The 15,278-nt window shown below is 67.4% G+C and carries 13 protein-coding genes; 9 read left to right on the forward strand and 4 right to left on the reverse strand.

Annotated elements, in window-relative coordinates:
• Positions 1 to 229 precede the first annotated feature (229 nt).
• From AB0G15_RS42055 to AB0G15_RS42075, 5 genes are all read left to right on the forward strand, one after another.
• Complete coding sequence (locus tag AB0G15_RS42055) at positions 230 to 1,264, forward strand: DUF3696 domain-containing protein (protein ID WP_362851138.1); 1,035 nt, start codon at positions 230 to 232, stop codon at positions 1,262 to 1,264.
• Positions 1,254 to 2,225, forward strand: a complete 972-nt coding sequence (locus AB0G15_RS42060) for a hypothetical protein (RefSeq protein ID WP_362851139.1) — start codon at positions 1,254 to 1,256, stop codon at positions 2,223 to 2,225. The genes AB0G15_RS42055 and AB0G15_RS42060 overlap by 11 nt, the downstream gene beginning before the upstream one ends.
• Before the next feature lie 9 nt (positions 2,226 to 2,234).
• A complete protein-coding gene (locus AB0G15_RS42065; RefSeq protein ID WP_362851140.1) occupies positions 2,235 to 3,968 on the forward strand; it encodes a DUF262 domain-containing protein in 1,734 nt (577 codons plus the stop codon).
• Positions 3,969 to 4,312: 344 nt separating this feature from the next.
• On the forward strand, positions 4,313 to 5,077 hold the full coding sequence (locus tag AB0G15_RS42070; protein WP_362851141.1) for a hypothetical protein: 765 nt from the start codon (positions 4,313 to 4,315) through the stop codon (positions 5,075 to 5,077).
• Between the two features lie 128 nt (positions 5,078 to 5,205).
• The gene (locus AB0G15_RS42075; RefSeq protein ID WP_362851142.1) at positions 5,206 to 5,604 is read left to right on the forward strand and encodes a hypothetical protein; all 399 of its coding nucleotides are present in this window, start codon (positions 5,206 to 5,208) and stop codon (positions 5,602 to 5,604) included.
• Positions 5,605 to 5,719: 115 nt separating this feature from the next.
• Here the strand turns inward: AB0G15_RS42075 and AB0G15_RS42080 are convergent, their stop codons facing one another.
• From AB0G15_RS42080 to AB0G15_RS42095, 4 genes are all read right to left on the reverse strand, one after another.
• Positions 5,720 to 6,256 carry an NUDIX hydrolase family protein gene (locus AB0G15_RS42080; protein WP_362695067.1) on the reverse strand — a complete coding sequence of 179 codons (537 nt, stop codon included), beginning with the start codon at positions 6,254 to 6,256 and terminating at the stop codon, positions 5,720 to 5,722.
• Between the two features lie 203 nt (positions 6,257 to 6,459).
• Positions 6,460 to 7,425 (reverse strand): acetylxylan esterase, encoded by a 966-nt coding sequence (locus tag AB0G15_RS42085; protein WP_362851143.1) that lies wholly within the window; start codon positions 7,423 to 7,425, stop codon positions 6,460 to 6,462.
• A gap of 306 nt (positions 7,426 to 7,731) precedes the next feature.
• Positions 7,732 to 8,232, reverse strand: a complete 501-nt coding sequence (locus AB0G15_RS42090) for a flavin reductase family protein (protein ID WP_362851147.1) — start codon at positions 8,230 to 8,232, stop codon at positions 7,732 to 7,734.
• Between the two features lie 21 nt (positions 8,233 to 8,253).
• Complete coding sequence (locus tag AB0G15_RS42095; RefSeq protein ID WP_362851144.1) at positions 8,254 to 9,294, reverse strand: LLM class flavin-dependent oxidoreductase; 1,041 nt, start codon at positions 9,292 to 9,294, stop codon at positions 8,254 to 8,256.
• 650 nt (positions 9,295 to 9,944) lie between these two features.
• Between AB0G15_RS42095 and AB0G15_RS42100 the strand changes: the two genes are divergently transcribed.
• The 4 genes from AB0G15_RS42100 to AB0G15_RS42115 form a co-directional block, all read left to right on the forward strand.
• Positions 9,945 to 11,462: an acyl-CoA carboxylase subunit beta gene (locus tag AB0G15_RS42100; RefSeq protein ID WP_362695445.1), complete on the forward strand. Its 1,518-nt coding sequence runs from the start codon at positions 9,945 to 9,947 to the stop codon at positions 11,460 to 11,462.
• A 20-nt stretch (positions 11,463 to 11,482) separates the two neighbouring features.
• Positions 11,483 to 11,653 carry an acyl-CoA carboxylase subunit epsilon gene (locus AB0G15_RS42105; RefSeq protein WP_362851148.1) on the forward strand — a complete coding sequence of 57 codons (171 nt, stop codon included), beginning with the start codon at positions 11,483 to 11,485 and terminating at the stop codon, positions 11,651 to 11,653.
• A gap of 19 nt (positions 11,654 to 11,672) precedes the next feature.
• Entirely contained in the window at positions 11,673 to 12,416 is a 744-nt protein-coding gene (locus AB0G15_RS42110) for an alpha/beta fold hydrolase (protein ID WP_362851145.1), read from the forward strand.
• A gap of 37 nt (positions 12,417 to 12,453) precedes the next feature.
• A partial coding sequence (locus AB0G15_RS42115; RefSeq protein WP_362851146.1) for a type I polyketide synthase occupies positions 12,454 to 15,278 on the forward strand: 2,825 nt, incomplete at its 3' end.

Consider the following 15,278-nt stretch of genomic DNA (forward strand, 5'->3'; position numbering starts at 1 on the left):
CTGCAGCCCCGCCAAGGCCGGTCACTTGTGCAAGGCCATCGCCGTCCTTCAAAACCACCGCATCGCGCAGGTCGCCCGAGGATGAAAAAGGTTCACTGTAATCCTTGGCAAGAACAACTCGGGCAAGAGTGTTCTTACTCGCCTGCCTTTGCTTCTCGAAACGGGGATTCACACCGATTCGACACTTCCACTCGATTTGGACAGTCTAGGTGACGACCCTCCGGGCTATTTGGATCTGGTCTACGGGAACAATGTTCACCGGCCTCTCGGGCTCGGATTCTCTGTCGATCTCCAAGGGAAAACCTATAACATTAAGACGACTATTCAAAATATCGCTGAACTGCATGTTCAGGTCGTCCGTTATTTCGAGATGACGTCCGAACGTAATCGGGTGGTACTGGAGTGGCAGCAGGACTCGGCCGAGATGTCATACAGGATTATTTTTGACGAAGGCGAGGAGGGGCTGGTTTCGAACCCTTTTGTAGGATTGATTCCCGACAGCGGCTTTTTTTCCTCGGATCGGTTCGGGTTTCATGATCCAGCCGTCTTCGAGAGCCTGCGGCGAGGGTTCGGTCAGATCTCCTACCTGGGTCCCTACAGGCAGCGGCCGTCGCGGCTCGTGAGACTTCCCGCGCGATCTCCCCGTGACGTGGGATCCGCAGGCGAGCACGCTGTGGGAATGCTGATCAGTGACCAGGTTCGCAACAATCGTCGCCTGCTGGACGAGGTCAACGCACTCCTTGGTGACAGTCTCGCCGGCTGGCAACTCGACGTAGAGACACAAGGGCCTCTCTACTCGGTAATTCTTCGTTCCACTACGGACCCGAGCCTCAGAGTCAATCTGCTTGATTCGGGGACGGGCGTGGCCCAGGTTCTGCCGCTGCTCGTTCAACTGGCTCGGAGTCCCGGAGACCTGCAAGTCGTCGAGGAGCCGGAATTGCACCTTCATCCCGCCTTTCACGCCTTGCTGGCCGATCTATTCATAACGGAGACAGAAAGGGGTAGTAGCCGTTTTCTGATCGAAACTCACAGTGAGACCATGCTGCTGAGGTTGCGTCGTCGGATCGCGGAGGGAAGAATCTCCAGCGATGCGGTGGCGGTGCATTTCGTCGATCATGAAAATGGCTCGTCCCGGGTCCGCCGAATCAACATTGACGATTTCGGCAACCTCGACTACTGGCCTGCCGGAGTGTTCTCCGAGGATTTCGAGGAGACCAAGAAGCTAGCCGAAGCGCAGTTCGCCCGAGGGCGCGATGAGGGTTGAGGTAGCAGGAGAGGTCTTCGCCGAAGACGGTACCGGGTTCGAACACATCATCATGCTCATGCAGTACTTCGCCGAAAGCCGTCACGAGTGGGTGATCAACTTCGGCGATCCGGACTTGGTCGTGGGTTACTTCCGGCAGCACGCACCGATCAGAGCGCAGACCTACGGACTCATGGCCCAGAAGGGATTGGTCAGTCAGGCATGGGCGGGCGGCGAGCCTCGTTCACGGCCGGTTATGATCACCGCTGACAGCCTGACCGAGCATGTGGAGGATCTCGGCAGGCCCGCCCAGGTCGTCGTCGAGAACCAGCAGAGCGACCGGGCTTTCGTGCTGGCGCTGGCGCACGTCTTCGCCACGGACAAGATTGTCGAGGCTGACGAGAAGGGTTGGCTGGAGTTTGCCCAGGCGGGCGGGAGCGGCGAGGTGCCCAAGGTCGTGGCGGCTGAGCGCGCCCGGTTCCGCCGCGTGGCTCGAGTTGCATTCCTGCTGGACAGCGACAGGATGGTGCCGGGAAGTACATCGAAGCACGAGAAGACCGCCGACGGGCTGCGCGATCTGGGGGTGCCCGGGCACGTGCTGGTGTTTCGCGAGGCAGAGAACTACGTGCCCAACAAGATCCTGGCCGCGGTTTCAGGTCTCACCAGGGCCGAGCTCGCGAAGAGGATCGCGCACCTCAAGGACCTCACCCCGGACCAGCGAGCGTACTTCGACTTCAAGACGGGGTTCTGGAACAAGAAGAAGTGCTGCCTGGAGATCTCACCGGAGCAACAGGAACTTTACGAATCGTTGTCCGAGAGGATGGTGCAGGGGCTGGGCGCTGGGTTCGGTGAGAAGCTCAGCCGGCTTCTCGAGCGAGAGGCGAAGGCGGGCAACCTCCAAGAATCCGACTTCGCCGCGCTCGGTTCAGGAGTGTGCGAGGAACTGCGCGGACTGCTTGCGTTGCTTCGAGAGATCGTTTAGGAACATGACATGGCTGATACGGACAACGACGCGGGGCTGAGTGCCCCGGACGAGCTCACGGCAGTCGGCGGTGAGATCGGAGTACGTCCGGATGTCAACCTGCTGGAGAGCTTCCTCACCGCTGTTCACAAGGGGCAGTTACGGGTTCCCAAGTTCCAGAGGCCGTTCGTCTGGCGGCCAGACCAGATGCTGGACCTGTTCGACAGCATCGAGCGTGGTTACCCCATCGGTAGTTTGCTGCTGTGGGAGACGCCGCAGCCGCTGGAGAGCCTCGGCGAGGTCGGCGGCCTCCCGATCCCCGACGCGGCACCTGGAAATAACGTCACCTACGTCCTCGATGGACATCAGCGTCTGTCGACCCTCTATGCCTGTCTTTACCATCCTGACGACGGCGACCTGTCCAGCGAACTGCATGATTGGATCTGGCGTGTCTACCGGGTGCTCGGCGAGGGAGATTCCCGCTCCAACCGGTACGTGCACTGGAAGAAGGCGGGGGCGCCTCCCGCGAACTATCTGCCTGTACGGTCGGTCCTCAAGACCTTGGACTTTCTCGCCTATGCGCGCCATCTGGGCAACAGTAAGGCGCATGCCGCCCACTACAACGAGCTGGTCGAAGAAGGCGAGCAGGTCGCTCAGAGGATCAAGTCGTACAAAATCTCCGTTGTGACGCTGCTCGGAGGAACGCTAGCCCAGGCTGTCGAGGTCTTCTCGCGGGTCAACAGCAAGGGCCAGCCGATGAGTCCCGACCAGATGGTCTCCGCCTTGACCTACAAGGGCCAGGGGGAGGAGAGCCTGGCCAACAGCATCGGTGCGATCCTGGAGCGGATCGCCGAAGAGGGGTTCGGGGAGATCAGCTCCACGACCGCCTTCCGCGCGGTGCTGGCGGTCGCGGGTGAGGAGGAGGTGACCGGGGCGCGTTGGGATGTGCTGGCCAGGAGGGTCGAAGGCAAGGTATACAGAGCGGTCCACGACACGGACGCGGCCATGTCGCTCGCGGTCGCCTTTCTGCAGGACCGCATCGGTGTGCCGCTCGCTCGTCTGATCCCTTACAACAACCAGCTCATGCTGCTCACGTTGTTCTTCCACCTGTGCCCTCAACCGTCCGAGGAGCAGGCCGAAGGGCTGATCCGATGGTTCTGGACCACTTCATGGGCCGGCTACTTTGCGAGCGCGAACTCGACCACCAGCAGGCAGGCCATTCAGGACATGCGGGCGTTCGCGTCCGGCGCGAAGAGGCTGCACGACTTCGGTGGAAGCCAGGGAATGTTCGACTTCGCCGACCAGCGCGCGCGCCCCTACCCTGACAAATTCGACCTGCGCAGCGCACGTGTACGGGCCTATCTCCTGTGGGAACTCAGAGAGTTCCCGGTCAGATACACCGCCAAGGGAAGCGAATACCAGGCCATCGATGTCATTCGACGTCTGGACACGGCGGCGTTCCGGAGGGTGTCGAACAAGGCGGGCCTCGCCAACGGATCCAACCCGGCGAACCGGGTGGTGCTGGAGACCACTCCCGGTGTCACCGCCAGGGCTGCTGTGCTCAGAGATATGCCCCATAACGTGGCCGAAGACAGCCTGGGCGTTTCCCCTGAGTCGTTGGCGCGTCTGGTGATCGGGGATGACGAGGGTTTCATCGAACTGCGTGCGGCGGAGCTGGCGCGGCGGGAGCGACGATTCATCGAATCCATGGCGGCGACCGTCTCGCCGCTGTCTGCGGGAGAGCCTGAGATCGATACCGAGTGAGCGTCTGTTCGCCGGATCCTTGAAAGATCGATCCGCCGATCTCGGGAAAACCGGATGATCGTTTTCCTGTGAGAAAAGACCGGCGGGTGATTTCACGCAGGAAAGGGAACCGCCCGGCGGGAATGTTCATCTCGGCGGAGCCGGCGGGCCGTTATCGTGGAGATGTCGCACGGGTGCGGGGAGGTGCCGGGATGACCGGGCAGGAATGGGATCCCGATCCGGATGGTGAGAGCGGATCCACAGGTCGTCGAATTGCCAGGACGCGTAAACGCAGAGGGCTCACCCAAATCGGCATCGCGGCGAAAGCGAATGTTTCTCGCAGCCTGCCCTCGACCATCGAGGAGTTGACGGCCCACGCGGTCGAGTCGGACGCTCCGAGGGCGTGGCGCCTGCTGAACCACGCGTACGCCATAGCGGTGTCCCTGACCCGGCGACTGGGCTACAACGACCTGGCGCAGGTCGCCATCGAGCGGGCCGCGATCGCCGCACCACGCGCCGACGACCCGCACCTGCGGCACCTGGTCTCCCTGTCGCGCGCGTTGCTGCTGCTCACCCTGGGATCCGGTGACATCGCGTTGACCATGGTGAAGCGGGCGGCGGGTGAGGTGGACCGGTCGGAAACGGCGGGACTGCAGGTCTACGGCTCCCTCCACCTGCGCGCCGCCGTCTCCGCCGCGCGGATGGGGCACGGGACGGACGCCTGGGAGCACCACGGCCTCGCGGCGGAGGCGGCGGCGCGGCTCGACGCGCGCCCGGGGCCCGACCCGTACGGGCTGCAGGTGAATCCCGTCAACGCGGTGATCCACGGGTGCGCGGTGGCGACGGAACTCGGTGACCACGACACGGCGATCCGCCTGGACTCGGGGTTCACGCCGTCCTCCAGGCTCTACGCCGAGCGCAGGGCGCATCACGAAATAGACATGTCCAGAGCGCACCTGTTACTCAAAGAACACGACAAAGCGCTCAGACGAGTGCTCAACGCCGAGCGAATCGCCCCGCAGATGGCGCGATTCCACCCTACGGCCAGAGAGGCAGTCAGACAGCTGGGCACCTATTACCGGACCGTTCCCGAACAGCTGCGCGGTCTGGAAAGTCGAATGGCCTTCTAGTCTTATCCGGCGTTTTGTTCACGGGAAATCGTGAACACTGGTGGTGACGATTCTTCATAAGGTCGTCGTGATGGTGAGAACCGCGACCCTCGCCATCCGGATCCGGTGAGTCCGACTTTGGAGGACAGGTGGCACGGCGTGTGGTGCGGGCTGAGTCCCGGGTGATGGTCGACGAGGAGACGGCGGAACGCCACGACAGGGCGCTGGCGGTCGTGCAGCGGCTGCTGATCGAGCGGGGGATCCGCGCCCACCGCCACCACACGATGAGCCTGGGGTTCTTCGCCGCCCGCCCGGGGGCTCCCGCCTGGCCCGGACGGGCCGGCCTGCGCTCGCGGACGGACCGGCGCCCGCCCGAGCTGGCAGTGATCGCTCAGGGGCGGCGCGCCGCCACGGTGACCATAGGTCCACGTTCCGGCTGCTACCTGGTGTCCGTCCGTGACGGTCCCACCCTCCACGCCGTCAGGCGGGAGCAGCCCCACCGGGTCGTGGAGCTGATCGTCACCGACCGGCTGGGCGAGCCGTCATGATCGTCAGGTCGTTCACCGGTCCCGGGGTCGTCCCGCCCCGAGGCCGGGCCGGACGGCACCGACCGCTCGCGGGGAAGGCGCCCGCGCGGGCGGCCGCCGGAACGGGAACGGGCGGTCAGGAAAGGCAGCCGACGTGGGCGAGGGCCTGCTTCAGCAGGACGCCCTGCCCGCCGAGCATCTCCTGCTGCACCAGCGGGGACGAGGCCTCCTCGGGGGTGAACCAGACAAGGTCGAGGGCGTCCTGCCGGGGACGGCAGTCCCCCGCGACCGGGACGACGTAGGCGAGGGAGACCGCGTGCTGCCGGGGGTCGTGGTAGGGGGTGATGCCCTGGGTCGGGAAGTACTCCGCGATGGTGAACGGCTGCGGAGAGGCGGGGACGCGGGGCAGCGCCGTCGGGCCGAGGTCCTTCTCCAGGTGGCGCATGAGCGCGTCACGGACGCGCTCATGGTGAAGCACGCGGCCGGAGACGAGGGCGCGGCTGACCGCTCCGTCCGCCCCGATGCGCAGCAGCAGGCCGACACGCGTGACCACTCCCGTCTCGTCGACCCGTACCGGTACGGCGTCGATGTAGAGGATCGGCATCCGCGCGCGGGTCGACTCCAGTTCCTCGGGAGCGAGCCAGCCGGGCGTGGTTTCGGTCATTTCGGTCATTGACCGATCGTACGTCGCGGTCGGCTCGAGAACGCGTTCCCTCCCCGCAACCGGCTGTCGAAATCCGGGGCCGGCGGGCACGGCGCTTCACGGTCTTCCCGCCAGCCGATGATCTTCCCTTTCCCGCACGGGGTCCGGATCACGGAACGCGCGCCTCCCCGGCGAGGTTCGGAACGCGCGCGCCTCCCCGGCGGGGTTCGGGGTCAGAAGAGCCGCGAGAGCCACTCGGCCTGCTCGCGCAGCAGGAAGGCCTCGCCTCCCTCGTGGTCGTTCCACTCGTAGGCGATCATCTTTTTCCGGCCGCCGTAGCGGTTGAAGGCCGCGTAGCCCCCCGAAGGCGGACAGGTCTCGTCACGCAACGCCACGCTGAACAGTGCCGGGCAGCTCGCGCGGGGCGCGAGGACCGCGAGGTCGAAGTACGCGGTCATGGCCAGGGCGGCACCGGCCTCGGTGCGATGGGTACGGCACCACTTCACCAGCTCGGCGTAGGGGCCCTGCGTGGCGATATGAGCGGAACGTCGGATGTCGCAGAGAAAGGGGACGTTGGGCATCGCGCCCGCGACCGTCGGATGCAGGGCCGCGGCGGCGAGTGACAGCGCGCCGCCCTGGCTGGTCCCGGTCGTCACGAGCCGATCCCGGTCGGCGAAGGGGAGCAGCGCGGCCGCGTCCACCGCTCGGACCGCGTCGGTGAAGAGGCGGCGGTAGTAGTAGGAGTCGCGGTCCGGCAGCCCGTCGGTCAGGAACCCCGGGACGCGCGGGCTCCCCGAGGTGCCCGTGTCGGGGGTGTCTCCCGTACGCCAGGCGCTGCCCTGACCGCGGGTGTCCATGACCAGGTGCGGATGGCCGGCCGCGGACCAGTAGAGCCACTCGTGGGGGAGGCCGCGACCGCCTCCGTAGCCGATGTACTCGACGACGGTCGCCCGGGTGCCGTCGGCGTCCTTGGGCACGAGATACCACGCGTGGACCGGCTGGCCGCCGAACCCCGCGAAGGTCACGTCGTAGACGGTCACGGACCGCAGGGGGGTGTCCTCGACAGGCTCCGCCGTCACGTTCAACGGGTAACCGGCGGCCTCGTCCAGAGTCTTCTGCCAGAACTCGTGGAGATCTTCTGGTGTGTACAGGTTCGGTTGGTAGTTCGCGATGTCGTCCAGGGGTAGTTCCCAGCCCATGGGCCGCCCTCCGTGTTCCTCTCAGAATGTCGCCCGATCCCGGTCGCGACCGTACAGGATCGACGGGGCCGGGGCGATCGCGCCGACGTCCGGCCGACGTCCGGGAGGGCGGTCGGCGCCGCCGCTCGTGCCGTGGAGGAGCCGCCGCTCGTGCCGTGGAGGAAGCGCCCGTTGTATCCGGCGCCGTCCTGTCTGAGCCCTCGGCGCCTGCGGGATGCTCATCATGTCAAGGATGCGGGCAGGGGCGGGATATACGGCACAAAGCCCAGGTCCGGGTATGGGCCTGGGCTTTGTGCGGGGTAGGGGTCACGAGACCGTCTGGAGGGTCCGGCAGGGCGTGGCCAGGGCGTCGGCGCACACCCGGTGCAGCTGTCCCTGATGGAAGACCAGCGGCTCTTCGTCGTCGTCGTTCGTGGCCAGTGAGGTCACCCTGGCGAGGATCAGCTCGTGGTCTCCCACCAGGTGGCTCGTCTCCAGGACGCAGTCGATCCACGCCAGCGCGCCGTCGATCGCCAGATGGCCGCTCTCCTTCGTGGACCAGCCGATGCCGGAGAACCGGTCGGCGCCCCTGGTCGCGAACGATCGGCACACCTCCGCCTGCCCGACGCTCAGCAGGCTGACGGTGAAGGCGCCCACGGCCCTGATCCGCGGCCACGTGGTCGAGGTGTGAGCGGCGCAGAAGGCCACGATCGGCGGCTCGAGGGAGACCGAGGTGAAGGAGTTGACCGTGAAACCGCACGGCTCGCCCTCCGACATCGCGGCGATCACCACCACCCCGGTCGGGTACCGACCGAGCACGCGCCGCATTCTCAGGCTATCGATCATCACTCACCGCGCTTCCCACGTCCGCTTGAGCCGGTCGAGATGGTTGAGGCTGTCGAGCACGGTGTCCGTGTCGGGGACGAAGTCGATGAGACAGCCGATCTCGTCGACGCCGATCTTCTCGAGGGAGTGCAGCAGGGCCATGCCGTCGTCGACCGTGCCGAAGAGGCCGCCGGTGTCGAAGTAGCGGTCGAAGGAGATCTCGAGGAGGAACTCGATGTCCTCGGAGTCCATCGATTCCGGGTCCAGGCCGGGAACCAGCTCCTCGGCCGCCTTCATGACCAGCCCGATCGAGCTGCGCAGGTAGTCGGTGAACGGCTGGTGGACCACCTCGCGCACGCGGGCCCGGTCCTCGCCTAGGAAGGTGTGCAGCATCAGCACGACATGGCCGGTGCCGCTGTGGTTCCTGGCGAAGTGCTCGCGGTAGTCGGCCACCTTGTGCACCAGCTCGTCCAGGCTCTGGCCGAGCAGGTGGGTGAGGATGCCGACGCCGAGCTCGCCCGCCTGGCGGAACGTCTCGGGGTTGCCCGAGCTGGTGAGCCACGTCGGCAGTTCCGGCTGGATCGGGGCCGGGTGGGTCCGGAGCTTGACCGGCTCGCCGGCGCCGTCGTTCACCTCCACCGACTCCTGCCGCCACAGGCGCCGCACGGTGTCGACCGTTTCGGTCGTCACCTGCCTGCGGTTGCCGTAGTTCTCCGGCCGGAGCGCGAAGTCGTCCAGGTGCCAGCCGGTCGCGAAGGCGATGCCGGCGCGGCCGCCGGACAGGTTGTCCACGACCGCCCATTCCTCGGCGATGCGTGCCGGGTGGTGCAGCGGGGCCACGACGCTTCCGGCGCGGATCGCGACGTGCTCCGTCACGGCCGCGATGGCCGCGCCGGTGACGGCGGGATTGGGGTAGCGGCCACCGAACTCATGGAAGTGCCGTTCCGGCGTCCACACCGCGGAGAAACCGTGGGTGTCGGCGAATCGGGCCCCTTCCAGCAACAACCGGTACTGGTCGGTTCCTGCCCTTGCCTCGTCAGCGAAATAGAAAAGGCCAAAGTCCAACGGTTTCTCCTAACGTGCTGTAGGGCTCGCATGGAGCACACGCTCGTATACGGCCAAGCGGCACCATTATTTGCCGGATCGGAGAAGCCGAGTAACCCCTAGAATCCACTAGGCGGGCGGGGTCGTACGCGGCGCGAACCCGGTGACCCCCGGTTTCCGTCCGCTTCCATCCGCGCGGACAGCGGGCGGGGATCCCTTCCGAGCACGCGTCGTCGCGGACGGTGCCGCGCGAAACGCCCTGGTGACCGCGCCTCACGGCTGTGGCGCCGTACCCGGGGCCGGGGCCGGCGACGAGCTCGGCCGCGCGCCTCGCCGCGCGGTCGCGCCGGATCACAGGCAGGGGTCGACCCCGCTCACGGGACCCCGTGCCGCCCGGCACCGGGCTCGATCCCCTTACTCCGCGGACCGTCTCAGGGGACTGCGTAGGGGAATACCGGCTGGATCTTTAGGGGCGAGCCCCGGTAGCTACGCCGCTGTCTCATGGGCTGGAATGAGGCGTGAATGAGGCGGGGCATCCGTTCACGAAATGAATGGCGCATTGTCGAATATCCCTGCTTATTGGCCGAGAGGATATACGCAACGTGACTCTTACCACAGAACGCGGCCTGGAAACACCTCTCTCGCTGCGGGAGAGGGTCGCCGAACTCGGAATGCTCAAGGACCAGGCACGGGGCGGTGATGTCCAGTCGGCCACGGAGCAGCAGCGGGCCAAGGGCAAGCTCACCGTCGACGAACGGCTGGAACTGCTCTTCGATCCCGGTAGCTTCACCGAGATCGAGCAGCTGCGCAGGCACCGGGCGAGCGGCTTCGGCATGGAGAACCGGCGACCGTACACCGACGGCGTCGTGACCGGGTGGGGCACCGTACACGGACGCACCGTTTTCGCCTACGCCCACGACTTCCGGATCTTCGGCGGCTCGCTCGGCGAGGCGCACGCCCAGAAGATCCACAAGCTGATGGACCTCGCGGCGGCGACGGGCGCGCCGCTCGTCAGCCTCAGCGACGGGGCCGGCGCCAGGATCCAGGAGGGCGTGACCGCCCTGGCCGGCTACGGCGGGATCTTCCAGCGCAACGTACGGGCCTCCGGGGTCATCCCCCAGATCAGCGTGATGCTCGGCCCGTGCGCCGGTGGTGCCACCTACTCGCCGGCGCTCACCGACTTCACCTTCATGGTCGACGGCATCTCGCAGATGTACATCACCGGCCCGAGCGTGGTCGAGGCCGTGACCGGCGAGAAGATCAGCCACGACGGGCTCGGCGGCGCCCAGGTGCACGGAACGCTCTCCGGGGCCGCCGGATTCGTCTACGACAACGAGGTGGACTGCCTTGAGGAGGTCCGCTACCTGCTGTCGCTCCTGCCGGCCAACAACCGCGAGGCGCCGCCCGACCTGCCGACGGACGACCCGGCCGACCGGCGCTGCGACGCCCTCCTCGACATCGTGCCCGTCGAGCTCAGCAGGTCGTACGACATCCGCGAGGTCATCAGGGAGATCGTCGATCTCGGTGACTTCTTCGAGGTGCACACCCTGTGGGCGACCAACGTCATCTGCGCCCTGGCCAGGATCGACGGCCACGTGGTGGGGATCGTGGCCAACCAGCCGTCCTCGCTGGCCGGCGCGCTGGACATCGACGCCTCGGAGAAGGCGGCGCGATTCGTCCAGTTCTGCGATGCGTTCAGCATCCCGCTGGTCACCCTGGTGGACGTGCCCGGCTTCCTGCCGGGCAAGGACCAGGAGCACGCAGGCATCATCAGGCACGGGGCGAAGCTGCTGTACGCGTACTGCAACGCCACCGTTCCCCGTATCCAGGTCATCCTGCGCAAGGCGTACGGCGGGGCCTACATCGTGATGGATTCCCGTTCCATCGGCGCGGACCTGTCCTTCGCCTGGCCGACGAACGAGATCGCCGTCATGGGCGCCGAGGGCGCGGCGAACGTCGTGTTCCGCAAGGAGATCGCCGCGGCCGACGACCCCGAGATGACGCGCGCCGAGATGATCAAGGAGTACCGGCAGGAGCTCATGCACGCCTACTACGCCGCGGAGCGCGGCCTGGTGGACGACGTGATCGATCCGGCCGAGACCAGGGCGGTCCTGGCCCGGTCGCTCGCCATGCTCCGCGCGAAGAACGCGAAGGTCCCGTACCGCAAGCACGGAAACCTGCCGATGTGATGGCCGGCGACGACGACGTCATGTTCCGGTTCGTACGCGGTGAGCCCGACCAGGAAGAGGTGGCCGCGGTGATGGCGGCCCTGTCGCGCATCCTCGCGAGCCGGCCTCGGAACGGCGACGCCCCCGCTCATCTTCCTTCCTGGAATGAGCCCGGGGTCTTCGAGGCGCCGAATTCATGGTCCTCCCGGTGAACCAGGAGAAGGAGTGCAAGTGATCACCGAAACCGGAACGTGGCTGCGGTCTTTCCAGGCCGCGCCGCCGTTCGCCACCCGCCTGATCTGTTTCCCGCACGCGGGTGGCTCGGCCTCGTATTTCCACCCCGTCGCCAGACAGCTCTCCGCGCGGCTGGATGTGCTGGCCGTCCAGTATCCCGGCAGGCAGGAACGCCGCCACGAGCCGTGCATCGACGACATCGCGACGCTCGCGGACCGGCTTGCCGAGGAGATCGTCCCGCTGGCCGACCGGCCGATGGCCTTCTTCGGTCACAGCATGGGCGCCGTGGTCGCGTTCGAGGTGTCCAGGAGGCTGCTGACACATGGCATCTCACCGCTGGTGCTGTTCGCGTCGGGCCGGCGCGCGCCTTCCTGCACACGCAACGAGACGGTGCACAAGGAGGGCGACCAGGCGCTCCTGGCCGAGGTGCGGCGACTCGGCGGGACCGACCTGCGCATGCTGAACGACCCCGAGGTCGTGAGCATGATCCTGCCCTCGCTGCGCGGCGACTACAAGGCGATCATGACCTACCGATGCCCGCCCGGAATCAAGATCGAGGCACCCGTCATCGCGCTGGTCGGTGACAACGACCCCCATGTCTCGCTGGACGAGGCGACCCGCTGGAAGGAACACACCAGCGGCGCCTTCGACATGCAGGTCTTCCGAGGCGGCCACTTCTACCTGAACACCCACGCCCCAGCGGTGATGCGGACGATCACCGAAAGCATCCCGAGCGCGTAGATCCCACTTTCGATAGCGCGAAGAGTACGAGGCGAGCATGACTGCGAACGACACCAAGCTCATCGAGGCCCTGCGTTCCTCGCTGAAGGAGACGGAACGGCTGCGCGCGCAGAATCGTTCTCTCACCGACGCGGCGCGTGAGCCGATCGCGATCGTGGGGATGGCCTGCCGGTTCCCCGGTGGGGTGTCCTCGCCCGAGGGCCTGTGGGACCTGGTGGACGCCGGTGCCGACGCGATCGGCGAGTTCCCCGGCGACCGCGGCTGGGATCTGGAGCGGCTCTACGACACCGACCCCGACAACCGGGGCACCTCGTACTCGCGGTCCGGCGGGTTCCTGCACGACGCCGGCGAGTTCGACGCGGGCTTCTTCGGCATCTCGCCGCGCGAGGCGCTCGCGATGGACCCGCAGCAGCGGTTGCTGCTGGAGGCGTCGTGGGAGGCGGTCGAGCGGGCGGGCCTGGACCCGGTGAGGCTGCGCGGCAGCCGGACCGGTGTCTTCGCGGGCGTGATGTACCACGACTACGCGCCCCAGCTCTCTGACGTGCCGAGCGAGCTGGAAGGCCTGATGGGCACCGGCAACTCGGGCAGCATCGCCTCCGGCCGGGTGTCGTACACGTTCGGGTTCGAGGGTCCGGCGGTCACGGTGGACACGGCGTGCTCGTCGTCGCTGGTGGCGCTGCACCTGGCCGTGCAGGCGCTGCGTTCGGGTGAGTGCGACCTGGCGCTGGCCGGCGGGGCGACCGTGATGGCGACTCCGGCGACTTTCGTGGAGTTCTCCCGGCAGCGTGGCCTGTCGGTGGACGGGCGCTGCAAGGCGTTCTCCGCGTCGGCCGACGGCACCGGCTGGGGCGAGGGCGTGGGCATGCTGCTGGTCGAGCGGCTGTCGGACGCGCGGCGCAACGGTCACCGGGTGCTGGCCGTGGTGCGGGGCAGCGCGGTCAACCAGGACGGCGCGAGCAACGGTCTGACGGCGCCGAACGGTCCTTCGCAGCAGCGGGTGATCCGCCAGGCGCTGGCCAACGCCGGTCTGTCGACGGCGGACGTCGACGCCGTGGAGGCGCACGGTACGGGTACCAGGCTGGGTGACCCGATCGAGGCGCAGGCCATCCTGGCCACCTACGGTCAGGACCGTCCCGAGGACCGGCCGCTGTGGCTGGGGTCGCTGAAGTCGAACATCGGTCACACGCAGGCCGCCGCCGGTGTCGGTGGTGTCATCAAGATGGTGATGGCGATGCGGCACGGGACGCTGCCGCAGACGCTTCACGTTGACGCGCCGTCGCCGCACGTGGACTGGACGGCGGGCGCCGTCGAGCTGCTGACCGAGCCTCGTTCGTGGGAGGTGGAGGACCGTCCGCGCCGGGCCGGTGTCTCGTCCTTCGGCGTGAGCGGCACGAACGCACACGTGATCATCGAGCAGGGTCCGGCGGCGGAGCCGGAACCTTCCGGCGCTGAGTCGCCGGTGACGCCGTGGCTGGTCTCGGCCAGGACTCCGGAGGCGCTGCGGGCGCAGGCTTCCCGGCTCGCGTCGTGGGTGGAGGAGCGGCCTGAGCTCGACGTGGCGGATGTCGCCTGGACGCTGGCGACGGGCCGGGCGGTGCTGGAGCAGCGCGCGGCGGTGGCGGGCGCGGATCGGGCTGAGCTGGTGGCGGGTCTGCGTGCTCTGGCCGACGGCACGACGGCGCTGGAAGCGGCCGGTGGTGGCCGGTTGGCGATGTTGTTCGCCGGTCAGGGCAGCCAGCGGGTGGGCATGGGCCGTGAGCTGGCCTCCGCGTTCCCGGTGTTCGCCGAGGCGCTGGACGAGATTTGCGCGTTGTTGCCCGGCTCGGTGCGCGAGGCGATGTTCTCCGACCCTGACAGCGTGCTGGCCGAGACGGGGATGACCCAGCCGGCGCTGTTCGCCTTCGAGGTCGCCCTGTATCGGCTGCTGGCCTCGCTGGGGGTGACCCCGGACGTGCTGGTGGGTCACTCGGTCGGGGAGATCGCGGCGGCTCACGTGGCCGAGGTGCTGTCGCTGCCCGATGCGTGTGCCCTGGTCACGGCTCGGGCCCGGTTGATGCAGGCCCTTCCGGAGGGTGGGGCGATGCTGGCCATCGCCGCTCCCGAGGCGGAGATCCTCCCCCTGCTGGAGGGCCGCCAGGATGTGAGCATCGCCGCCGTCAACGGCCCTCAGGCCGTGGTGATCTCCGGTAGCGAGACCGCGGTGGAGGAGATCGCCGCCCTGACAAGTGCCCGCACACGCAGGCTGCGCGTCTCGCACGCGTTCCACTCGCCCCTGATGGAGCCGATGCTGGCCGAATTCGAGCAGATCGTCTCCGCGCTGACCTTCAGTGAGCCGAGTATCCCGGTGGTCTCCAACGTGACGGGCCGGCCCGCCGAGCCGGGTCTGCTGACCGACCCGGCGTACTGGGTGCGGCACGTGCGCGAGGCGGTGCGCTTCGCCGACGGGGTCACCGCCTGCCAGGCGGGTGTGTTCGTGGAGGTCGGACCGGACTCGACGCTGACCGCGCTGGCTCAGCAGAGTGTCGAGGACGGAACGTTCGTCGCGACCGCGCGCAAGGACCGCGACGAGGTCCGGGCGCTGATCGAGGCACTGGGCCGGCTCCACACCCACGGCGTGACTGTGGACTGGACGGCGATCCTCACCCGGGGAGCGCACGTCGATCTGCCGACGTACGCATTCCAGCGGGAGCGGTACTGGATCTCGGCACGTGCCGGGGTCGGGGAGATGAGTGCCGCCGGACTGGGTGCGCTTGATCATCCGTTGCTGAGTGCGGTGACGGAGGTCGCCGGTGGTGAGTCGGTGGTCTTCAGCGGGCGTCTGTCGGTGGCCGCGCAGCCGTGGCTGGCCGATCACGCGGTGAA

This window comes from Streptosporangium sp. NPDC023825, from assembly GCF_040639575.1.
Lineage (GTDB): Bacteria > Actinomycetota > Actinomycetes > Streptosporangiales > Streptosporangiaceae > Streptosporangium.